Annotated in this window: 21 protein-coding genes and 1 pseudogene; 12 read left to right on the top strand and 10 right to left on the bottom strand. The window is 73.9% G+C overall.

All coding sequences use genetic code 11. From position 1 onward, the window contains the following. Positions 1–50: 50 nt before the first annotated feature. Complete coding sequence (locus tag PSED_RS11765) at positions 51–692, top strand: IclR family transcriptional regulator (protein ID WP_013674459.1); 642 nt, start codon at positions 51–53, stop codon at positions 690–692. Positions 693–741: 49 nt separating this feature from the next. Here PSED_RS11765 and PSED_RS11760 read toward each other — a convergent pair whose 3' ends face one another. Both PSED_RS11760 and PSED_RS11755 read right to left on the bottom strand, forming a co-directional pair. Next, the gene (locus PSED_RS11760) at positions 742–1,986 is read right to left on the bottom strand and encodes a CaiB/BaiF CoA transferase family protein (protein WP_013674458.1); all 1,245 of its coding nucleotides are present in this window, start codon (positions 1,984–1,986) and stop codon (positions 742–744) included. 91 nt (positions 1,987–2,077) lie between these two features. Next, complete coding sequence (locus PSED_RS11755; RefSeq protein WP_233899391.1) at positions 2,078–3,112, bottom strand: sugar ABC transporter substrate-binding protein; 1,035 nt, start codon at positions 3,110–3,112, stop codon at positions 2,078–2,080. Positions 3,113–3,774: 662 nt separating this feature from the next. Between PSED_RS11755 and PSED_RS35510 the strand changes: the two are divergent. Beyond that, a pseudogene (locus tag PSED_RS35510) lies at positions 3,775–3,981 on the top strand (hypothetical protein); the annotation flags it as partial. Between the two features lie 129 nt (positions 3,982–4,110). Continuing rightward, a complete protein-coding gene (locus tag PSED_RS11745; RefSeq protein WP_143770446.1) occupies positions 4,111–4,449 on the top strand; it encodes a hypothetical protein in 339 nt (112 codons plus the stop codon). Positions 4,450–4,488: 39 nt separating this feature from the next. Here the strand turns inward: PSED_RS11745 and PSED_RS35505 are convergent, their stop codons facing one another. Further along, entirely contained in the window at positions 4,489–5,025 is a 537-nt protein-coding gene (locus PSED_RS35505; protein WP_013674455.1) for a helix-turn-helix domain-containing protein, read from the bottom strand. Positions 5,026–5,259: 234 nt separating this feature from the next. Between PSED_RS35505 and PSED_RS11735 the strand changes: the two genes are divergently transcribed. Beyond that, entirely contained in the window at positions 5,260–5,772 is a 513-nt protein-coding gene (locus tag PSED_RS11735; protein WP_013674453.1) for a hypothetical protein, read from the top strand. Positions 5,773–7,065: 1,293 nt separating this feature from the next. On the opposite strand, the gene PSED_RS11730 is transcribed toward PSED_RS11735, so the two are convergent. From PSED_RS11730 to PSED_RS11705, 6 genes are all read right to left on the bottom strand, one after another. Next, on the bottom strand, positions 7,066–7,506 hold the full coding sequence (locus PSED_RS11730; RefSeq protein WP_049803378.1) for a DEAD/DEAH box helicase: 441 nt from the start codon (positions 7,504–7,506) through the stop codon (positions 7,066–7,068). A gap of 146 nt (positions 7,507–7,652) precedes the next feature. Then, positions 7,653–8,378, bottom strand: coding sequence for an ATP-binding protein (locus PSED_RS11725; protein ID WP_013674452.1), 726 nt, complete (start codon positions 8,376–8,378; stop codon positions 7,653–7,655). 110 nt (positions 8,379–8,488) lie between these two features. Then, the gene (locus tag PSED_RS11720) at positions 8,489–8,878 is read right to left on the bottom strand and encodes a hypothetical protein (RefSeq protein WP_013674451.1); all 390 of its coding nucleotides are present in this window, start codon (positions 8,876–8,878) and stop codon (positions 8,489–8,491) included. 36 nt (positions 8,879–8,914) lie between these two features. After that, positions 8,915–10,753, bottom strand: a complete 1,839-nt coding sequence (locus tag PSED_RS11715; protein ID WP_013674450.1) for a CheR family methyltransferase — start codon at positions 10,751–10,753, stop codon at positions 8,915–8,917. A 56-nt stretch (positions 10,754–10,809) separates the two neighbouring features. Further along, positions 10,810–11,868, bottom strand: coding sequence for a chemotaxis protein CheB (locus PSED_RS11710; RefSeq protein WP_013674449.1), 1,059 nt, complete (start codon positions 11,866–11,868; stop codon positions 10,810–10,812). Between the two features lie 61 nt (positions 11,869–11,929). Further along, complete coding sequence (locus PSED_RS11705; RefSeq protein WP_013674448.1) at positions 11,930–12,298, bottom strand: STAS domain-containing protein; 369 nt, start codon at positions 12,296–12,298, stop codon at positions 11,930–11,932. Between the two features lie 734 nt (positions 12,299–13,032). Here PSED_RS11705 and PSED_RS11695 point away from each other — a divergent pair. From PSED_RS11695 to PSED_RS11665, 7 genes are all read left to right on the top strand, one after another. After that, positions 13,033–14,721: an ATP-binding SpoIIE family protein phosphatase gene (locus tag PSED_RS11695; protein WP_013674447.1), complete on the top strand. Its 1,689-nt coding sequence runs from the start codon at positions 13,033–13,035 to the stop codon at positions 14,719–14,721. 99 nt (positions 14,722–14,820) lie between these two features. After that, a complete protein-coding gene (locus tag PSED_RS11690; protein ID WP_041759544.1) occupies positions 14,821–15,273 on the top strand; it encodes a MarR family winged helix-turn-helix transcriptional regulator in 453 nt (150 codons plus the stop codon). 515 nt (positions 15,274–15,788) lie between these two features. Then, positions 15,789–16,298 carry a GreA/GreB family elongation factor gene (locus tag PSED_RS11685; RefSeq protein ID WP_013674445.1) on the top strand — a complete coding sequence of 170 codons (510 nt, stop codon included), beginning with the start codon at positions 15,789–15,791 and terminating at the stop codon, positions 16,296–16,298. A gap of 62 nt (positions 16,299–16,360) precedes the next feature. Further along, positions 16,361–17,110 carry a hypothetical protein gene (locus tag PSED_RS11680; protein WP_013674444.1) on the top strand — a complete coding sequence of 250 codons (750 nt, stop codon included), beginning with the start codon at positions 16,361–16,363 and terminating at the stop codon, positions 17,108–17,110. A 210-nt stretch (positions 17,111–17,320) separates the two neighbouring features. Continuing rightward, complete coding sequence (locus tag PSED_RS11675) at positions 17,321–17,839, top strand: MarR family winged helix-turn-helix transcriptional regulator (RefSeq protein ID WP_199796577.1); 519 nt, start codon at positions 17,321–17,323, stop codon at positions 17,837–17,839. A 135-nt stretch (positions 17,840–17,974) separates the two neighbouring features. Beyond that, positions 17,975–19,327, top strand: a complete 1,353-nt coding sequence (gdhA, locus tag PSED_RS11670) for an NADP-specific glutamate dehydrogenase (protein WP_233899390.1) — start codon at positions 17,975–17,977, stop codon at positions 19,325–19,327. Positions 19,328–19,540: 213 nt separating this feature from the next. Further along, the gene (locus PSED_RS11665; protein ID WP_013674441.1) at positions 19,541–20,056 is read left to right on the top strand and encodes a hypothetical protein; all 516 of its coding nucleotides are present in this window, start codon (positions 19,541–19,543) and stop codon (positions 20,054–20,056) included. Positions 20,057–20,100: 44 nt separating this feature from the next. On the opposite strand, the gene PSED_RS11660 is transcribed toward PSED_RS11665, so the two are convergent. After that, entirely contained in the window at positions 20,101–20,763 is a 663-nt protein-coding gene (locus PSED_RS11660) for a trimeric intracellular cation channel family protein (protein ID WP_013674440.1), read from the bottom strand. Positions 20,764–21,050: 287 nt separating this feature from the next. Here PSED_RS11660 and PSED_RS11655 point away from each other — a divergent pair, with 287 nt between their 5' ends. Continuing rightward, a complete protein-coding gene (locus PSED_RS11655) occupies positions 21,051–21,809 on the top strand; it encodes a gamma carbonic anhydrase family protein (RefSeq protein WP_013674439.1) in 759 nt (252 codons plus the stop codon). Positions 21,810–21,833: the final 24 nt, after the last annotated feature.

The following is a 21,833-nucleotide window of genomic DNA, read 5'->3' as shown; positions in this document are numbered from 1 at the left end:
CCAATCGACGACGGCAGGTCCGGACCGGCGCGCAGCACTAGACTCGAGTCGTGGATTACCTGGTCAGCGGGGTCGGGGTGCTCGACAAGGCAATGCACCTGCTCAACCAGGTCGAGCGCCGCCAGCCGCTGGGATTCCAGGAGCTCGCCGAGTCCGTCGAGTTCCCGCGGACCACGACACACCGGCTCGTCGCGGCCCTGGAGACGCACGGGTTCGTGTCCCGCGACGAGCGCGGGCTGCTCGTCACCGGTAGCCGGTTCGCGACCGCGAGCCTGTCCCAGATCGCGACGCCCGTCCTGGGCCGGCTCTCCGCCGACACGGGCGAGAGCACGCAGCTGTTCGTCCGCCGGGGCCCGCACCGGCTCGTCGTGGTCTCGATCGAGTCGTCGGAGGAGCTGCGCACCATGGTGCCCGTCGGCGCGCTGCTCACCGTCCACAAGGGATCGGCGGGCCGGCTGCTGCTCGGTGACGAGGACGCCCTGCGGGCCGGGTGGGTGCAGAGCGTCGGGGAGCGCGTGGCGGGGATCGCGTCGGTCAGCGCCCCGGTCTACAGCGGCCGTCAGCTCGTCGCGGCGGTGTGCCTCTCCGGCCCGGTGGAGCGGCTGGGCACCGACCCGGGTTCCCGCTACGCCGAGGCGGTGATGGCCGCCGCGAAGGAGATCGAGATCGCCGCGGCCACGGCGTCGGACTGACCCCGGCCGGCCGGCGGGCGCCCGCCCCTCGGAGCGCCCGTGAGTGCGGTCAGACGACCCCGTCGCCGCGCAGCTGGGCGATCTCCTCCGGGGCCAGGCCGAGCAGCTCGACGAGGACCTCGTCGGTGTGCTCGCCGAGCTCGGGCCCGAGCCAGCGGATGGCCCCCGGCCGGCGGGCCAGCTTGGGCACGACCCCCGGGAACGGCACGGTCTCGACCTCGTCCTCGACGACGACGTCGAGCGGGACCAGCATGTCGCGGGCCCGGAAGTGGGGGTCGGCGACGATGTCGGCAGCCGAGTAGATCGGCCCGCCCGGGACCTGAGCCGCGTCGAGGATCGCGCTCATCTCGTCGAGCCGCCGGGTCACGGTGAACGCGGCGATCGCGTCGTCGAGCATGGTGGCGTGGGCGGCCCGGCCGGCGTTCCCGCGCAACCGCGCGTCGGTGGCGAGGTCGTCGCGGCCGATCGCGATCATGAGCCGCCGGAACAGGGTGTCGGAGTTGGCGCCGATGACCACCCAGTCGCCGTCGCGGCACGGGTAGGTGTTCGACGGTGCGACGCCCGGGATCGCGTTGCCGGAGCGCTCCCGGACCAGCCCGTACGCGGAGTACTCGGGGACGAGCCCCTCCATGATCGAGTACACGGCCTCGTACAGCGCGACGTCGACGGTCTCGCCCTCCTCGGCCGGCCGGCGCTCACGCGCCCGCAGCCCCAGCAGGGCGCCGATCACGGCGTGCAGGCCGGCGAGCTGGTCACCCAGGCTGACTCCGACGCGGGTCGGCGGGCGGTCCGGGTGCCCGGTGAGGTGACGCAGGCCGCCCAGCGCTTCGGCGACCCCGCCGAACCCCGGGCGGTCGCGGTAGGGCCCGGTCTGGCCGTAGCCCGAGATGCGCACGACGACGAGCGACGGGTTGTCGCGGCGCAGCACGTCCGGGGCGATCCCCCACTTCTCGAGCGTCCCGGGGCGGTAGTTCTCCAGCACGACGTCGGCGGTCGCGGCGAGCCGGCGCACCAGGTCCTGACCTTCGGGCCGACGCAGGTCGAGTGTCACCGACTTCTTGTTGCGTGCCAGGGTCCGCCACATCATCGACGTCTCGCCTCGGCCCAGCCGCCAGCGCCGGACCTCGTCCCCGACGCCGGGCTGTTCGATCTTGATGATCTCCGCACCGAACTCGCCCAGCAGGCGCGCGGCCGACGGCGCGGCGACGAAGTTGCCCAGTTCGATCACGCGCACGCCGGCCAGCGGCGGCCGGTGCCCGTCCGGTGCGTCCCCGGGCGGCTCCTCCGGCGTCACCGTCGGAACCGGCCGGTCGGGACGGGCCGGGGCTCCGCTCGCCACGTGCAGGTGTGGGCCACGTGCCCGCGGCGAGCGGCCGAACCCGTCGTCACGACGCCGGCAGGCCCCACAACTTCAGGAACCCGGCCGGCAGCGCGCCGCCGTAGCCCTTGCCGACCTCCGGCGGGACGCCGGCCTCGTTCACGTTCGTCTTGTCCCAGATGCGGATCGGGGTGCGCTCGTCGACCGTCGGCTGCCCGAGCAGGATCCGGAAGGCCTGGTCCATGGACGCGTAGCCGATGCCGACGGTGTCCTCCCCGACGTTCATCGCCACGATGTCGCCCTCCTGGATGAGCTTGAGGGCGTACGGCGAGCCGTTGTAGCTGACGACCTTGACCTGGCCGGCCCGGCCGAGGGTCTGGATCGCGGGCACCGCGCCGGCGACCATCGCGTCGTAGAGCGGGTAGACGTAGTTGATCGAGGGGTCGGCGGTCAGCGCGGACTGGATCTCGCTCTGGGTCTTGGTGTTCCAGTCCGACACCGGGATGTTCTTGACCGTCACCTTGCAGGCCGGGCACTCCGCGGCGAACTCCTTGCTGATGGTGTCGAGTGTCGCCGGGCTCGGGAGCACGTCGGCGCCGCCGATGAGCAGGACGTTGGCGTTGGCCTTGGAGTCGGCGATGATCCAGTCCGCGGCCGCCTTGCCCGCGACGTTGAACGGGGCGGTGACCAGCGCGGTCACGCCGGCGGCGCAACCCTCACACGCCGGGGGGACGGGTGAGGAGTCGTCGTAGAAGTGCGTGACCAGGACCGGGATTCCGGCGGCCTTGGCCGCGGCGAGCTGGGGCTGCAGCGTGCGCGGGTCCGGCGCGGTGCTGAGCACGATGATGTCGGGCTTCGCGGTCAGAGCCGCGTTCATACCCTGCACCCATTCCGACGGCTTGCCCTGGTTGGGATAGATCGTGAACTCCATCCCGATCTTCTGGGCGATCGCCTGCATCGTCTCCTGGATGCTCTGGTTGAACGGGTTCGGCACCAGCGGGATGAGGTACATCCGCTTGCCGCGCAACGTGGTGGGGTCGATCGGCGGGCCAGGCGGAGTGAACGTGGGCAGGGCCTTGTACTTGGCGACGTTTTCGGTCACCGCGGGCGGGACCGTGTTGGCGGCCCCGGAGCCGGTGCCACCTGCACTGCCTCCACCACCGGTGCTGCACGCCGTGAGAGCGAGCGCGAGCGCCGCCACCGCGACCGCTCCGCGGCGTACCACCCGTGTACTGACAGGACGAACGATCCCCATGGGAGTCCTCCGGCGCGGCCGTCGAGGGCGGCGAAGAGCACCGCCTATCCACTATTTGGACAAAACTTCACCGCATATCGGACGTTAACGGCTCCCGGCGATCGAGGACAAGCGACGGGGCATTGCGATTCGGCAACCGGTCCACCCCGACGCCGGCCGGCAGCACGACCCGGCGCACGTCCACGTCGAGGGCGGCCCCGGTCGAGGGCGGCCTCGTGGAGGGCGGCCCGTCGCGGGCGGCCGCGTCGCGGGCGGCCGCGCCGTCGCGGCCCACCCCGTCGGGCGGCTCGGCGCCGGGTCGTGTGGTCGCGGGCGCGTCGCCGGGTGCGTCAGCCGTCGGCGCGGGCCAGTGGCCCCGCCCGGCCTGGGCAACGTCGGCAGGCCGGGTGGCGGGGTGTTCGCGCTGCGCGGGCGCGCGGCAGCCAGTCGACGCGGCTGCGGGTGAGTGGACACGCAGGCCGCGGACACCGCCCGGTCCGAGGGGGCCGAGGTCGCATCTCCGGCGCGACATGGCCGGGCGTGCCCCCGCGCCCGGTGACGCCCACCCCGGGCACGCCCGCGGCCGGTGTCCCGCCCACACCCACAGATCCCTACGCGCCGACCTACTCGCAGCCCGGTCCGGCCCGTACCTGTCCGTCGCGCTGTGGGCGGGCCTCACGAACGTGATGGACGGCAGCTGGGCCGGCCTGATCGTCGCCGCCGTGTGGGCCGTGATCGCCGCCGTCGGTTACGCGATCGGCCGATCGAACCTGCGCCGTACCAACCCGACCCCCGACCCCCGAACGGACCGTCGACACGCTCGAGCAGGTTCCCGACGCCCTGAGGAGCCGGTGAGGAGGACCCCCTTGACGCCCCCTACGACCACCCGCAGCCCACCACCTCGAACGACGATCCCGCTCGTGTCGTCGCTGCTGCCCGCCACGCGGCAGGAACAGGATCTCGCCGAGCAGGTCAAGGACAAGCCCGTCGAGGCCGGGCAGCCCCTCGGCGGGCAGGCGCAGGAGAAGACGAAGGAGCTCGTCGAGAACCTCCGCGAACCGGCGCAGCAGTCGGCGCAGTCGGTCCAGCAGACCGCCCAGGACGCCGCCTCGACCGTGCAGGAGGAGGGCCGGTCGGCCGCGCAGGACGTCCGGACGCGCGCCCAGGACGCCGGCGGGACCGTCAAGGAGACCACCGGCCGCTGACCGCCGCCGACTGCCACGTCCGGCTCAGCGCGGCCGCGGTCAGCCGGACGTGGCACTCTCCTCCACCGCGGACGCGTGGGCGCGGTCCAACCGGTCGGTCAGCGCCGAGATCTCGTGACGGGCCTCGTCGAGCTCGCGCTGGGCCTGACGGAGCTGGTCGGTGCGCTTCCGCAGGTCGGTACGGGCGTCGTCGCGGTCGCGGATCGCCCGGCGCTGCTCGTCGGTCGCCCGTTCCCGCGCGGCCTCGGCGTGGTCGCGGTCGCGGCGGGCCTCGTCGCGCGCGTCGTCCGCACGGCGGCGTGCGTCGTCGCTCGCCGCGACCCGCTTCTCCAGGTCGACGATCGTCTGGGCGGAGACGAGACTGTGCCCGGCATCGAGGAGCGCCCGCAGCCGGACCGCCTGGGCGAGCTGGCGCCGGGAGTACCGACGATGCCCGCCGGCCGTACGGTGCGGGTGCAGCACACCCGCGGTGTCGAGGCTGCGCAGGAAGGCGGGCTGCACGCCGAGCAGCTCCGCTGCCTGCCCCATCGACACCGACGGGTAGTCCTCGTCGTCGAGCCGGTCGAGTCCGTTCATGTCACCTCCTTCGACTCGAGCCTACCGGACACCCTGTAGCCGACGAATACAGGAACCTCTACTCTTGACAGCAGAGTTTCGGTACATGCCCCGCCGGGTGTCCACCCAGGTGATCACTGGAATTCCGCTCTTGCAGACGGAGAAACTCTTCTCTAGACTACAGATATTCGGCAAGGTGACTTGAGCATCGGCACGGGCAATGACCCCGGACCGGGGAACCGAGCAGGAGTTCTCATGAGCCTCGAGCACGTGTGGCTGCAGATGTGCGACGGCGGCCTCGTCCGCGCGGACCGGATCAGCGAGATCGTCGTGCGGCCGACGCCTGCGGTGTACGGCGGCACGCCACGGTGGTTGGTCGACGTCGTCGTCCCCACCCCCGCGGGCGCCGGCGACCGGCACGGCTGGCGAACCGGATCGCTGCACCGGACCCTCGCCCAGTCCCCCGTCGAGCCGCGCGAGGCGCCACTCGACCTCGCGCGCCTCCTCGCCCAGCTCGACCCCCTCGACACGGCGGGAGTCGTGACGACCCGGGTCGACGCCCCCGCCGGTCCGCACGCGGACCGCGATGCCGGTGCGGCGCCGGTCCGCTTCCTCTTCAGCTCCTTCCGCGCCGCCGTTCCCGCGGATGCGCGGGACGCCTCGACCGGCGCCGACGAGCGCGATCCGGCGGACCCCCGGCAGGAGAAGCCGTCGCGGCGGGAGGCGCCAGGGAGCGACGCGGTCCGCGCCGCCGCGGGTGCCCACTGAACGGCTGACGGCACCGCGGCACCGACGCCTGGTGACGTTTCCCCGCACCGACCGGACGGCATGCCCCGTGACGGCGCCGAACGGTCGACGACCCGACCGATCCACCCGCGCCGAGAGGAGGTGAGCGCCACCCTCCACCACCGGCGTGGCCGATCGCCCCCCGAGTGGCCACGCAGACCACATCGCGACAACCGTTGGCGGGTGGTGGCCGAACCACCCCGGCCGCCATCCGCCACCGACCCGGGACCACCGGCCCGGTCACGCCGACCCGGCCCTCCCGGACTCAACCCTCCCGGACCTCGAGCAGGTCGTTCTCCGCCACCGCCTCGCGGGAGAGCGTGGCGTAGCCGCGCTCGTCGAACAGCACGGTGGGCCGGTCGGCCTCCGTCGCGAGTACGACCCCGTCCCCACTCGGCGTGCCGGACCGGGGTGCTCGGCGTGCGCCCCGAGCGGCCGTCGCCGCCTCCGGCGCAGCCTCGGACGGCCTCCCCCGCCGGCAGGTCGGCGGCGTTCGCGCGGACGATCCGTCCGTCCTCGTGCCGCAACGCCCCGACCTGTTCCAGCAGGTTCACCGCGGTCGTGCGCCGCTGCCGGGACAGCCCCGTGCGTTCGCCGAGCTCGGCGCCGGTGACCGGGCCGTCCGCCACGGCGTCGAGCACGGCCCGCAGCGCGTCCGGCCTCGGCCGGCGGGCGACGAGGAACCGCTGCAGGCGCAGGTCGTCGTGATGGTGGTGCAGCTCGATCGTCGCGGGCTCCCCGTCGCGTCCGGCGCGCCCGATCTGCTGGAAGTACGCGTCGAGCGAGCCGGGTGTCGCGGCGTGCGGCACGCACCGCACGTCGGGCTTGTCGATGCTCATCCCGAACCCGGACGTGCGACGACGACGTCCAACCCGGACGCGAGGAAGGCGTCGTGCACTCGTCGCGCGCCCGTCGCAGTCCCGCGTGGTGGTGCGCCGCCCGCACGTCCGGAGCCGCGGCCGCGAGCAGCTCGGCGTAGCGTTCGGCCTCCTTGCGAGTGGCGACGTAGACCAGCCCCGGCTTCGGCAGCTCCCGCCACCCGCTCGACGATCTCGCGGTGCCGCAGACCGTCGTCGGCGTGGACCTGGACCGCCAGGTGCAGCTCCGGTCGGTCGACGCTCGCGACGACCTCCCGCGGCGCGCGCAGCCCTAGCCGCTCGACGATGTCGGCGCGCAGCGGCAGGGCGGCCGTGGCCGTCGACGCGGCCACCGGCGGATGCCCCAGCCGATCGATCACCGCACCGATGCGCAGGTAGTCGGGCGGAAGTCGTGGCCTCACTCCGACACGCAGTGCGCCTCGTCGACGACGAACAGACCGACGCCCGCTTCCAGCAGGCGCGCGACGACGACGTCCTTCGCCAGCTGTGCGGGGGCGAGGAACACATATTCGGCCCGCCCGTCCGCGAGGGCCTCCCATGCGTGCCGCGTCCGGGCCGCGGCCTGGCTCGCGTTGACGGTGACCGCCTCCGGGACATCGCGGTCGGCGAGTCCGCGCTGCTGGTCGTGCTGCAGCGCGACCAGCGGTGACACGACGACCGTCGGTCCGTCGAGCAGGACTGCCGGTACCTGGTAGATCGCGGACTTGCCCGCCCCGGTCGGCAGCACGGCGAGGACGTCGTGTCCGGCGAGCAGGTGCTCCATGCCGGCGAGCTGGTCGGGGTGCAGCTCGGTGAAGTCGAGACGGACCCGCTGCAGCCGCTCACGCGCTGTGTTCACCGGCGCGGGCTACCCCCGGCCCGCCCGCGCAATCCCGGCGCCGCGCCGCTGTCGGCGGCGCCGTTCCCGTGCGGCGCGGCGGCTCGTCCACGCCCTGCGTCGCAAAGGCCGGCCCGGCTCGGCCGCGGCCGAGCCGGGCCGGGCGCTCACCGAGCAGATCGGCGCAGCAGGACCCACATCGTCTTGCCGTCGCGGTGCGGGGTCACGCCCTGGGCGTCGCTCAGCGCGGCGACGACGCCGAGCCCGCGCGCCGGCCCGGCCGGGAGCGTGGGCAGCGTCGGCGACCCGTCGCGGACGGCCACCCGCAGCCCGCGCGCGTCGAGGGTCAGCACCAGCTCCCCCGCCCCCGACGTGTGCCGGACCGCGTTCGACGTCAGCTCGTCCGCGACCACGACGGCCCGGTCGCGGAGCTCGTCGGGAAGCTCCCAGTCGTCGCACGCGAGCCGGACGAGCTCGCGGACGAAGCCCGGTGCGTGCGACCCCTGCGGCAGCTCGGTGGTCCGCCGCACGCGGTCCGGCGGGCTGTCGAGCCGGACCAGAGCCGCCGCGCGGTCGGCGGCGAGGGGCACCTCGCGGTCGTGACCGGCGAGCCGCATGACGCGCACGACCGGGCCGTCCGGGGCGACCAGCACCATCCGCGCGTGCGGCCATCCGCCCGCGCGCGCCAGCACCGTCGCGAAGACGGTGGTCTGCGCCGCCGAGGTGGGCCGGAGCGCCGCCACGTCGACGAGCAGCCGGCCGCGGTCGAGAAGGTGCTTGCGCAGGACACGGTGCAGGGAGCTCGCCCCCGCGACGGTGAGCTCCCCGGTGCACACCACCATCCGGGCGTCGGGACCGTCCTCGACCCGAACCGTCGGTTCCTCGGCTCGCACCGGTCCTCCCCTCTCGGTCGTACCGGATGGTGCCCCCGCTGCGGCGGTCCCGCACCTGCTCGTGCCGTCCGGGGCCTTCCTACGCGTCGGGTTCCTCCGCGTCGAGGTTCCTACTCATCGGAGCTCGGAATCGTGGGGATCCCTACCCGCCGGGGTTCGTAGTCGTCCCGCCCGGCCGGCTCACCCGGACGCTCGGCGGCGGCCGCCGCCCGGTGCCGCGCAGCGGCCTCGTGGTCGCCCGCGGCCGCCAGCACCGCCGCAGCCTGGAGGTGCCGGTGCCTCGAGAGCTCCTGACGTTGTTCGGCCCGATTCCTGGCCTCCTCGGCGTGCCGGCGCGCCGCCATGGCGGAGCGTTCGGCGGCCGCCACGTCGGCCGCCGTCGAGCCTCTCGCGCCGCGGGCCGCGAGCAGCCGCCTGCGCGCCCGCAACTCCTCCAGGCGGACGGCGATCAGCTCGCGCCGTCGTTCGACGGCTGCCAGGAGTGCAGCGTCGTCGTCCATCGCCGCCCTCCCGGCCGGGTCCGCGGGACTTCCGGCTCAGCGGACGAGGTCCTCCACGCTGGACGCCTCCTCCATCGTCAGGATGGCCCCGACGACCGTACCCGTGTCACCCCGCAGCGGGCTCGCGACCACCCGGACGTCGATGGTGCGACGCCGGCGGTTGACGGCGGCGAGGGTCACCTCCTGCGGGCCGTCCTCGCCCGCGAGGGTGCCGCGCACGACCGGCCGCACCAGGTCGAGCGGGAGGCCGATGTCGAGGTTGAGCAGGTGCTCGCCGACGGCCTCGTCGCGGCGCAGCCCCCACAGCTCCTCCGCCTGGTGGTTCCACACCTGGACGACCAGCTCGGTGCCGACGACGACGACCCCCGCCCGCAGGCTGGTGAGGATCGTCTCGAGGAACTCGTTGCTGCGGTCCAGCTCGCTCGTGCGGTCCTGGAGCTCGTCGTTGGTCGACTGCAGCTCCTCGTTCATCGTCTCCAGCTCCTCGTTCGTGGACTGCAGCTCCTCGTTGGTGGTCTCCAGCTCCTCGACCGTGGACCGCAGCTCCTCGTTGGTGGTCTCCAGCTCCTCGTTCGTCGACTGCAGCTCCTCGTAGGCGGTCTCGAGCTGGCGGTTGGCCTGCTCGAGCTCGTCCTGGAGCCGGCGGAAGTCGGTCACGTCGTGGAACGCGACGCTGACGCCCAGCGGTTCATTCCCGCCGCCGCTCGCCAACGGGCTGACCTGGACCTCGAGGTGCACGACCTCCGGCCCACGGTGGTAGGTGACGTCGGTGACGCGGACCGTCCGCCGCTCGTCCAGCGCCTTCTCGATGTGCCTGCGCAGCTCCAGCGGCCGGTAGGACAGCTCCAGGTCCCGGAAGGGGCGGCCGACGTCGCGCGTCGAGATGCCGAACAGCACCTCGGCCTGCCGGTTGACCACGGCGACGATCCCGTCGCCGTTGAGGACGACCTGCGCCAGCGGCGACGCGAGCACCGCCTCGTCGCGGAGCAGGTCGATGCCCTCGGGCGAGGACCGCGTCACCAGGGGCGGCGGGTCTGCGAACAGCGTCCCGTTCTGCGGCGCGACCCGCGGCGTCTTGCGGAAGGTGTGGCGCTTGAGGTCCACCGGCAGGAACAGCGAACCGTGGCTGAGCAGCATCTCCGCCTTGCCGAGGAACAGCACACCGTGCTCGGCGAGTCCGAAGTGGAACCGGGCCAGGATCCGTGCCTGGGTCTCGGCGTTGAAGTACATGAGTGTGTTGCGGCAGACCAGCAGGTCGATGCGCGAGATGGGCGCGTCCTGCACCAGGTCGTTGCGTCCGAAGATCACCGAGCGGCGGAGGTCCTTGCGGAAGGTGAACCGGCCACCGACCTGCTCGAAGTAGCGCTCGCGCAGCTCGTCGGGGACGCCACCCACCTCCCGCTCGGAGTAGGTGCCGTGCCGCGCGTAGGACAACGCCTCCTCGTCGACGTCGGTGGCGTAGATCTTCACGCGGTCCCGGAACTCCGCCGGCCCGAGCATCTCGGCCAGGACGATCGCCAGGGTGTAGGCCTCCTCGCCCGACGCACAGCCCGCGCTCCACACCCGGACCGGCTCGGTCGGCCCCTTGCTGGCGAGCAGGTCCGGCAGCACCTCGGTCCGCAGGAACTCCCACGCGTCGGCGTCCCGGAAGAACCCGGTGACGTTGATCAGGATGGTGTTGAACAGCGCCGTGAACTCCTCGGCGTGCAGCTCGAGGTGGTCGAGGTAGTCGCCGTACTCGCTGACCCCGACCTGCGACATCCGGCGGGCGACCCGGCGGACCAGGCTGCTCCGCTTGTACCCGGTGAAGTCGAACCCGCGGGTCTGCTTCAGATGCTGCAGCAGGGCCTCGAAACCCGGATCCGGCTGCGACACTGCCTACTCCCGATTGCTCGGCCGGCGGCCCCGGTCCGGGGCTGCGCCGGCGCAGCCTAGCCGATCGGCGACGGGCCCCCGGAGCCGTGCCGGGCCTGGTCGTCGGCCAGCAGCCGGCGCAGGAGGCCGGCGTCGGCCTCGGCCCGGTCGGCGCGCCGCCGGTACTCGGTCGCGGTCTCACGACGGCCGGCGACCGCGGCCGACTCGCCGAGGCGGCGGTGCAGCTCCGCCTTCTCCGCGAGTGCCCGCAGGGCCGACCAGAGGACACGGTCGATGTCCTCGTCCTGCTGCGCGGAGAGGCTGGCGGGCGACCAGGCGTGGCCGACCCGGCACCGGAACCGCGGCGCGGGTGCACCCGGGAGTCGGAACAGCACGCCGTCGCAGTCCGGGCACGACAGGCCCGACGGCTCCGCCCCCGCCAGCCTCGGCGTCGGGCCCACGACCTCGGTCGTGCCGTCGGCGATCACGGTCTCGGCCGCGGGCAACGCGTCACCGGCGGGAGTACCGGCCGGGACCTCCGCCAGCAGCTCGCCCACCGCCGCTCCCAGCTTCACCGCCGGCAGGGCCCGGGCAGTGCGGACGTGGTGCAGCACGCTGCTCGGCATGCCGTCGTAGAGCGCTTCCTCCAGGTCCTGGACCAGGACGGGCGCATCCCGGTCGGCGAGCGCCGACGCTCCCGCGGTGCCGTCGTCGCGGTTGCCCGACAGGACGATCCCGATCGCCGCCTCCCCGAAGTCCGCCGCCGCCGACCGGAACAGCGGGTCGAGGGCCGGGCGGTGCCCGTTCTCGCGCGGTCCCCGCGACAGGTGCAGGTGCCCGTCGGCCACGAGCACATGGTTGTCGGCCGGGGCGGTGAAGATCGTCCCCGGCACCAGGACGTCACCGTGCCGCGCGGTCACCGCCCGCAGCGGCCCGGAGCGGTCGAGGATCGGGGCGAGCGCGCTCGGGGCGTCGGGCGGGATGTGGAGCACGACGACCACCGCGGCGGGCAACCCCGGCGACAGCGCACCCACGAAGGCGCGCAAGGCCTCCACCCCACCCGCCGAAGCTCCGACGACGACGATGTGCCGCGCCCGGCCAGGCGGGGCGTCGACCCAGCGCGACGTCCCTGCCACCTTGCGGCACCGCCTTTCCGGTCGCGTCGACGGCGGCCGGACGGGGCCGCCGCCCTTCTCGTCATCCGGACGAGTCGACGACCGGCTCGACGATCTCGAAGGGCCCCGTCGCCTCCAGCACCCGCCGGATCACGGGCTCACGCGGCGGCAGCACCCGAAGAGTCCCGGAGCGCGCCTGAAGCTCCGCCCGGAGGTGGGCGAGCCGACGCGCCCCGCACACCGCGAGGAAGCGTACGCCGGTGAGGTCGAGCTGGATCGTGTCCGCCGGCAGGCCCTCGAGCCACCGGCCCATCCCGTCGCAGTTGAGCAGGTCGATCTCGCCCGTGAGGCTGACGCACACCACGCCCGGCCGCAGCCACACCGCACGAGCCTCCCCCTCGGCGCTGTGCCATTCGGACGGAGACGAGACCCGCTCGGGCTGCTCTTCCATGACGACTTCCCTCGATCGGCACGAGGACCGCCGGACGACGTGCCGGCAGGTGACCTGCACCGTCACGACGGACCCCTGGACGAAACCACGCGTACGCCGCGCAGGCAAGCGGTGTCACGCCGCGGGACCCTGCGCACGCACGGACGCCGAGCGGGTGCGTCGCCGCCATGGTCTCGCCCTTGGTCGAGGCACTGCGGTCGGCCGAGTCCGTCCCGGTCCCCGACGGTCGCGCCGCTGCCGTGCAACGCGGGCTCCGCCGGGTCCTGCGCGGGCCGGTCGACTCGGCCCTGCGCGGTGAGTGGCTCGGTCATCCGGTCCACCCCTGCTGGTCACCGTCCCCATCGGGGCCTGAGTGTCGGTCGCGCTCTTGGACGCGGTGGGCGACCAGCAGACGGCGGCCCGCCGGCTCGTCGGAGCCGCGCTGCTCGCGACGGGCCCCACCGTGGCGACGGGGCGGCCGACTGGAGCGAGCTCACCCTGCCGCGCCGGTCGTCGTCGCTGCGCGCTCGACGCCGCGCCGAACGTTCGCCACCGTCCGGCCGACCGCCACCCCGACCGCCGCGACGATTCCCGCCGCGGCACCGGCAGCCACACACCTGCCGCGTCCTGCGCCGTCCCGCACCCTGTCCCGTCATCCACCCCGGCCTCGCCGCGGCAACCACCCGCTCGACCCGGCGACCGGGCCGCCGCGTCAGTACGCTCGTGCACACCCGAGCCGTGAGGAGCGCCTGCACATGCCCGCGACCTCGGCCACCGGTGTGCCGGCGGTGACGAGCCCCCGTCACGTCCGCGTCCTGCTCGTCGAGGACGACGCCGGCGACGCCCTGCTGGTGTCCGAGCTCTTCGCGGACATCGGCGAGATCCACGACGTGCTCCACGTGCACACCCTGGCCGAGGCCCTCGCCGGCCTCGACGGGGTCGACTGCGTCCTGCTCGACATGCACCTTCCCGACGCCGCCGGCCTCGACGGGCTCACCCGGCTGCTGGCGGTCGACGGGCACCCCGCGATCGTCGTCCTCACCGGTGACGTCGACGAGACCCGCGGGCGCGCTGCCGTCGCCGCCGGCGCAGAGGACTACCTGATCAAGGGCCGGGTCGACGGGCGGTTGCTCACCCGCGCCGTCCAGTACGCCGTCGAGCGGCGGCACGCCGAGCGGCTGGCCCGCCAGCTGCACGAGGCCAGGGTCCACGAGCGGGAGAACCGCCGGCTCGCGCGCGGGCTGCTGCCCACGGCCCTGCTGCAGGACCACAAGGTCGACGTGACCACCCGGTACCGCGCCGGACGCCAGCAGCTGCTACTGGGCGGGGACTTCTACGACACCATCGAGACCGACGACGGCACCCTGCACGCGATCATCGGCGATGTCAGCGGGCACGGCCCGGACGAGGCCGCGATCGGCGTCAGCCTGCGGATCGCCTGGCGCACCCTCATCCTCGCCGGCGTCCCCGCGGCGCACACCCTGCCCGTGCTCGACCGGGTCCTCGTCACCGAGCGCCACGACCACACCCTCTTCACCACCGTCGCGACGGTCTCGGTGTCCGCCGACCGCCGGCGGGCCGACCTCCACCTCGCCGGCCATCCCCCGCCCCTGCTGATCGAGGGCACGACTGCGCGGCCGCTGCCCGATCACGCGCTCGGCGTCCCGCTCGGTGTACAGCTCGGCACCACCTGGGCCCCGGTCGAGGTCGCACTGCCGCCGGCGTGGTCGTTGCTGCTCTACACCGACGGGCTCATCGAGTCCCGCGACCACGACGGCGAGGTGCTGTGGGTCGACGGCCTCGTCGACGTCATGGGTGACGTCCTCGCCACGACCGGTCCGGCAGGCGGGTCCGGGTCCGACGCAGTGCTCGACGCCCTCCTGCAGGCCGTCGACGCGCGCACGCCCTTCGGCAACGACGACCGCGCCGTCGCCCTCCTCAGCGCCGCCCCCTCCGCCGCCGGCACCGGGTTCGACGGTTTGCCCGGATCGCGGCCCGGGCACCCCGATCTCGTGTCCGGCCGCACGCGGACCGAGCGTGACGGCCCGGAGAGGAGGCGCATGCGGCACCGCTACGAACCCGTCCCGGAAGCCTGTGCCGAGCTGCGTCGCGACATGCGGGCGTTCCTCACCGCATGGCACGTCGACGAGGAGACCGCGGAGGACGCGCTGCTCGTCGCGAGCGAGCTGGCGAGCAACGCGGTCGACCACGCCCACACGCCGTTCAGCCTCACGGCCACGCTGACCCCCGGGAACTTGCGGGTCGAGATCACCGACGGCTCCTCCGCCGAGCCGCGCCTGCAGCCGTTCGACATGCGGGCCACCCGCGGCCGTGGGCTGCAGATGGTGCAGAACCTGACCTCGACGTGGTCGTTCCGGCGCCACGACGCCGGCAAGACGGTGGTCGCCGACCTCGCCGTCGGTGCGATGGACCTGCACGCGTAGCGCGGGACGACCGGGGTCACCACCGCCGAAGAACCGGACACAAAATATCGCAACGCGATAGAAATGACAGGAGTCGGGTCGTCGTGGTCTGATGCGGTCGTGACGACCGAGGGACCGCCACCTGCCGCGGATCCGGCCGAGGCGGACCCGGCGCTGACCAAGCAGGACTTCGAGGCGCTCGCCCGGTTCCGCTTCGGCATCCGCCGTTACCTGCGCTTCAGCGAGGACACCGTGCGCGGTCACGGGCTGAGCCCACAGCAGTACCAATTGCTGCTGGCGCTCAAGGGCTTCCCGCTGCGCGACTGGGCGACCGTCGGGGAGCTGGCCGAACGGCTCCAGCTGCGCCCGCACAGCACCGCCGAGCTGATCACCAGGGCACAGAAGCAGGACCTCGTCCGCCGCGTCCCGGATCCCGACGACGCCCGCGTCGTCCGCGTCGAGCTGACCGGAGCCGGGGAGGAGCTGCTCGCGCGGCTCAGCCGCCTGCACCGCACACAGCTCGAGCACATGCGGACCGCGCTGTCCGTCCCGATCTGGCACGACGAGATGTAGCGGCGGCCCCGGCTCCCTCCCCCGCGCCGCGGGCCCGGCGCGGGCCCGGCGGACCTCCCCGTGTGCTCGAACGACCTCCTGGGAGGACGGCCTCCTGGGAGGTCCTGGGGAGGACGCCCCGAGGGGCGTCGGACCCCGCGGGTCCGCGCTCTCGGCCGAGCCGGCCGCATGATGCCCGGAAGACAGGCGGCCCGTCAGGTCGGAAATGCGCAACCTGGGGCGCGCTCTGCTTGCCGGAGGTCGGCAATGTGCTCGCGAAAGCGTCGACAAGGGCGCTGTGGCTGTCGCACCTGTGATAGAGGTGGGTCGGGCGGTCGTGGGGAACAGGTGTTCGGGCGCCGGGAACGGCGTTCCCGCCACCTCCGCGGCCCCTTCCGAACACGGCCCGGCTCTCGTCGGGCCGTGTTCGTCGTGCATCAGGGGTGGACGGGGGCGTCGAGCGCGGTTCGTCGACGACCGGGCCGATCACCGCAGGACGGCAAGGAAGACAAGAAGGACTCGGAAAGGACGAAGGCGTGACCGAGGAAGCGGTGTGGCTGGCCGAGATCGCGTACCAGCGGCTGCGCAACGAGCTCGCGGAGCTCTTGCGACAGCGGGCCGAGGGGGCGGAGGGCGGCGCCGGCGACCATCTCGTCGGCGACAGCGCCGATTCGACCGGCGACCACCAGCGGTTGACCGATCGCCGGGAACGCGACAACCGGATCAGGAAGCTGCAGGAGTTGCTGCAGAAGGCGATCGTGAGCCACGACCCGCCCGACGACGGGGTCGCCGAACCCGGGATGTTGCTGACCGTCCGCTACGAGGAGGACCAGGAGTCCGAGACCTTCCTGTTGTCGCACTACGAGGAGGGCGCGTATCCGGACGACTTCATGACGTGCTCGCCGGACTCCCCGCTCGGCAGCGCCGTGCTCGGCAAGAAGGAGGGCGACCGCATCGAGTACTCGCTCCCGAACGGGGAGAGGATGCAGGTCACGCTCCTGCGAGCGGTTCCGTACCGGACCGAGACGTTCCCGGTCGCCGGTTGACCTCGGCGGTCGACCCGTTCATCGGCCATCCCGGCAACGGGATCTCATCAGGGTAGGTGTCCATGTCCGGCGCGGTCCGGCGGAAGTGGTGGCGGCCCCGCGACGAACCGGGGCCCGCCGTGCTGTGGTGGCGCGCGGTCGTGGGCGCCTCGGTCGTCGGACCCGACGGCGAGCATCTCGGCCACCTGCGTGATCTCGGCCTGACACGGTCGCGCGGGCGGCCGTCGGTGGCGACGGTGCTGGTGGACGCGGGCGGGCATCTCTACGTGCTCCCGGCGGAGGCGGTCCGGAGCTGGCACCCGCGGCGGGTGCGGCTGGGCGAGGTCGCGCGGTCCACCCGGGAGCCGTACCTGGACCTCGAACCGGCCCCGGAGTGGCTGGGGCACAGCGTGGTGGGCAGGCCGGTGCTGTCGGTCGCGGGCCGCCCGGACCGGCACCTGGTGAACGACGTCGGGCTCCGGTGGCGCCGCGACGGCCGGTGGGTCGTGTGGCTGATCGACTCCCGGCCGCGCTGGCAGCGACGGCTCGGCCTGCCGCGCAGGACCATGCCGTGGGAGGCACGGTGCCGTCACGGCTCCTGGCAACGGTCCGACCACACCGCCCGCGAGGCGGACACCGAAATCGGCACGGGGATCGGCACGGGGATCGGCACGGAGGCCGGCACGGAGATCGACACGGAAATCGGTGTCGGACGGCGCCGGGCCGGGTCCCGGCGGGCTCCCTCCCGCACCGCGCGGACCCGGCACAGCGGTGGCACGGCGACGAGCAGCGACGTCCGGCCGCCGGCCCCACGCGTCGTGGTGCGGCGCTGAGCAGCGCCGCGGGCCTCGCCCGGCCACGGCCCGCCGGAGCCCGACCTCCGCACGTCACCGACCGCGCCCGGCTGCCGAGCGTCGGCAGGCGCAGCGACGACGCCCCTCCGGCCGGCACCGGGCCCGCGGGCCCGGTGCCGGACCGGTGCGCCGGGGGCCGCGCCCGGCCCGCCGTCGCCGGAACGCGGCGTGCCGCCCTACCGTGGTCGGGTGGCAGGCGGTGTGGACGGCGTGACCGGTGGCGGCACGGGAGCCGGGACGCGGCCCGATGCCGCACTGCGCGAGCTTCTCGGCGCGATGGACGGCCGGTGCAACAGCTTCGCTGCCAGGCGCGCGGCGCGCTACCTCTCGGCGTCCTACGACCGCGCGCTCGCCCCCGCGGGCCTCCGGACGACGCAGTTCACGATCCTCCACAAGCTCGCGGTGGCGGGTCGCGCGTCGATCTCCGGGCTCGCCGACACCATCGCGATGGACCGGACGACGCTGGCCACCAACCTCAAGCCGCTCGAACGCGACGGGCTGCTCACGGTGCGGCCGGACGAGCACGACCGGCGCACCCGGCTGGTCGAGATCACCGAGGCGGGGCTCCGCACGCTCGAGCACGCATTGCCGCTGTGGCAGGAGGCGCAGGACACGTTCGAAGCGGCGTTCGGCGCCTCCGAGGCGGCGAACCTGCGCACGGCGCTCCGCGCCGTCCTGGACACCGACCTGGACCCCTGGGCCGAGTGACCGTCACCCCGTCGCGTCCGGCGTGCCCGGCGGTGACGGGAATCTCCCGATCGTCCCGCTCACCCCGGGGCGCCGCGGGCCACGCCGGGCATACCGTCGGACACGAGGTGCACGGCGGACGAACAGCACGAAGGGATGCGGGCACAGCACATGCACGAGGCACTACAGGCGGTCTACGAGCGGGTACTGTCCCGCAACCCGGGCGAGACCGAGTTCCACCAGGCGGTCCGTGAGGTGTTGGACAGCATCGGCCCCGCCGTCGACAAGCACCCCGAATACGCGGACGCGCGGATCGTCGAGCGGATCTGCGAACCCGAGCGGCAGATCATCTTCCGGGTGCCGTGGGAGGACGACCACGGCGGCATCCACATCAACCGCGGGTTCCGCGTCGAGTTCAACAGCGCCCTCGGCCCGTACAAGGGCGGGCTGCGGTTCCACCCCTCGGTGCTGCTGGGCACGGTGAAGTTCCTCGGCTTCGAGCAGGTGTTCAAGAACGCCCTGACCGGCCTGCCGATCGGCGGCGGCAAGGGCGGCTCGGACTTCGACCCGCGCGGCCGATCGGACCGCGAGGTCATGCGGTTCTGTCAGAGTTTCATGCTGGAGCTCTACCGCCACATCGGCGAGTACACCGACGTCCCTGCGGGCGACATGGGGGTCGGTGGGCGCGAGCTCGGGTACCTGTTCGGCCAGTACAAGCGGATCACCAACCGCTACGAGTCCGCCGTGCTCACCGGCAAGGGGCTGATCTACGGCGGCGCGCAGGTGCGGCGCGAGGCGACCGGCTACGGCAGCGCGTTCTTCGTCGAGGAGATGCTGCAGGTGCGCGGCGACTCCCTCGCCGGCAAGGACGTGGTGGTCTCCGGCTCGGGCAACGTCGCGATCTACACGGTCGAGAAGGTGCACCAGCTCGGCGGTCGGGTCGTCGCGTGCTCGGACTCCGACGGGTTCGTCCACGACCCGTCCGGCATCGACCTCGACCTGCTCAAGGACGTCAAGGAGGTCCGCCGGGAGCGGATCCGCGCCTACGCCGACAAGGCCCCGGGGGCGACCTTCGTCGAGGGCGGGTCGATCTGGGAGGTGCCCTGCCGGGTGGCGCTCCCCTCGGCCACGCAGAACGAGCTCGACGCCGCCGGTGCGGCCGCGCTCGTGCGCAACGGCTGTGTCGCCGTCGGGGAGGGCGCCAACATGCCCACCACCCCGGGCGCGGTGCGGGTGCTGCTGGAGGCAGGGGTCGCGTTCGGGCCCGGCAAGGCCGCCAACGCCGGTGGCGTCGCCGCCTCCGCGCTGGAGATGCAGCAGAACGCGTCCCGCGACTCCTGGACCTTCGAGTACTCCGAGGCCAGGCTGCGCGAGATCATGAGGGACATCCACGCGCGGTGCCACGCGACGGCCGAGGAGTACGGCGTTCCGGGCAACTACGTCGCCGGGGCGAACATCGCCGGCTACGCGCGGGTGGCCGAGGCCATGCTCGCCCTGGGCCTCATCTGACCGGGCCTCATCCGACCGGCCTCAACCGACCGGCCTCAACCGACCGGGCCTCATCCGACGCGCTCGGCCGCCCCGGGCCGGCCCGCGGCCCGGCGGCACACTCCCTGCCGGAGGTCGGCAACGTCCACGGCCGCATGATGTCCCGTCGGCACCCCTGCCGCGGCCCGCGGTCTCCGGCATCGTGGGTCTCGTCCGCGTCACCCGGACAGGGGCATGCGGGGGTTTCCCGACCCGCCCTTCGCCGACCCCCGCATGCCCCGCCGCCGCGCCGTCCCCGCCGCGCGGTCGGTCACCGTCGTCCCGTCGCGAAAGGAGCTCGCGGACCCCGACGTCCGCGAGGCGCTCGTCATGCCTGCCCCGAAGTCCCCACCCCTCGACCTGGAGCTCGTCGCGGAGATCGTCCGGCGCACCGGCCTCGCGTGCCGGGTCACCGCACCGGCGGCGGCGCTGCGGGCGAGCCGCGTGGGAGCCGACGGGACCTCGTGGACCGTGACGGCCGACGTCGTCACGGGCGACCCCACGGCGGGCGGCGACGCCGGCCCGCTGGCGTTCGTCGGGCCCGCGGGCTCGCCGGTCTCCCGGGTGCTGCGCGCTCCGGACGAGCGCCGGCTGGCCGCGGTGGTCGTCCTGCAGGCCCTCCGGCGCAGCCCCGACGAGCTGCTCACCCACGACGAGGCGCGCGCCGCAGGGTTGGCCGACGACATCGTGTGGCCGCTCGGCTCCCCGTGAGTGGCGATGGTCGCCACGACAGTCGCAATGGCGACCATCGCCACTCACGACCGCTCGTCGTCGTCGCGCTCGTGCTCCTGTGCGCGCTGCCCGGCACCGGGCGGGCCCGGGGCGTGGAGATGGAACCTGACCCCGATCATCCGCACGACGAAGCAGACCGCCGCGGCGCCGAGCGCGGCGGGCAGCCCGTAGACGCCGGCGCCCACCGCCGCGACGGTGAGCCCGGCAGCGATCAGCGCCGGGATCGCGTACAGCTCCGAGTGCAGCACCGTCGGGACCTGCCGGACGAGGGTGTCGCGGATCGTGCCGCCGCCGACCGCCGTGACCGCTCCGAGCAGGACGGCCGGCGCGGCTCCGAGGCCGAACTCCAGGGCCTTCGCCGCGCCGATCACCGCGAACACGCTCAACCCGACGGCGTCGAGGACCAGGATCGGCGTGCCCAGCGCGTCCAACCGACGGCTCAGCACGAACGCGACCGCGCTGCCGCCCAGGGCGAGCGCCAGGTAGCGCCAGTCGGTGAAGGCGGCAGGCGGGATCGCGCCGATCAGGACGTCGCGGGTGATCCCGCCGCCGAGCGCGGTGATCACCCCGAGGGTCAGCACACCGACGACGTCCAGCCGCGCGGCCCGGACCGCGGTCAGCGCGCCGTTGAGCCCGAACACGAACGTGCCCGTCAGGTCCAGTACGAGCAGCAGCGGCTGCGTCACCCCGCCTTCCTAGCAGCCGCCCGTCGACACCGCCGTGCCTTCCGGGACGGCGGCGAGCGGGCGGCCCGTCACTCGAGGAACCGGCGCTCCCGGCGGGGTTCGGCCTGCTCGGCGCATGAACCCGGCACGTCGGCCGACGACCGGGCGGCCGGCCGCCCGGCCCGCTGCCGGGATTGTCGCGCTCGCCGGGCAGGCGTAGCCTCCGCCGGCATGCGCGGCGGCCGGACCTCCCGGGGCCGGCGTGCGCAGCGACGGAGCCGTCGTGACCGGTGAGGGTGGAGGCGGACATGACCGCTGAGGACTACACCACGCCGCCCCGAGCCGTGGGCCGCGATGCCGTGTTCGTCCGGCACCGGCTCAAGAGCCCGAAGGTCGCGGAGTCGGCCTACGTCGCGCCGAACGCGGTGCTGTGCGGCGACGTGACCGTCGGCCCGCACAGCCGGGTGCTCTTCGGCGCCGTCGTCACCGCGGAGGGCGGTCCCGTCGAGATCGGCGAACACTGCGTGGTCATGGAGAACGCCGTCATTCGCGGGGTGCCCCAGCACCCGGCCCGGCTCGGGGACCACGTCCTCGTCGGCCCCCACGCCTCGCTGACGGGCTGTGTCGTCGAGGGTGACACCCGCATCGCGACCGGCGCGGTGGTGTTCAACGGTGCGCGCGTCGAGGTCGGCGCCGAGGTGGAGTTCCATGCCGTCGTCTACGTGAACACCGTGGTCCCGGCCGGGACGGCGGTGCCGATGGGCTGGTTCGCAGGAGGTGATCCGGCGGAGCTCGTCGCCCCGGGCGAATGGGAGCGCATCCGGGACCTGATCGGCCCGCTGGACTACCCCGGCACCGTGTTCGGGGCGGCGGGACAGGGCGGCTCGGTGCCCGACATCGCTCAGCGCTACGCCCGCGCGCTGGCGCTGCACCACCGCGACACCGTGCTCCCGCCCGGCCAGCACGACCAGTTGCCCGGCCCGACGGGCAACGGGCGGGCCGGGACGGTCCGCAGGCCCCGGCGCAGGCGGGTCACCCGGACCGAGCAGCCGGACGAACGTCTGTAGGGCACGTCCGACGGACCCACCCGC

It is taken from the genome of Pseudonocardia benzenivorans CB1190, from assembly GCF_000196675.2.
Classification (GTDB): Bacteria; Actinomycetota; Actinomycetes; order Mycobacteriales; family Pseudonocardiaceae; genus Pseudonocardia; species Pseudonocardia benzenivorans.
Note: the sequence above shows the minus strand (reverse complement) of the source record. Positions and strands in the feature narration are given on the sequence as shown.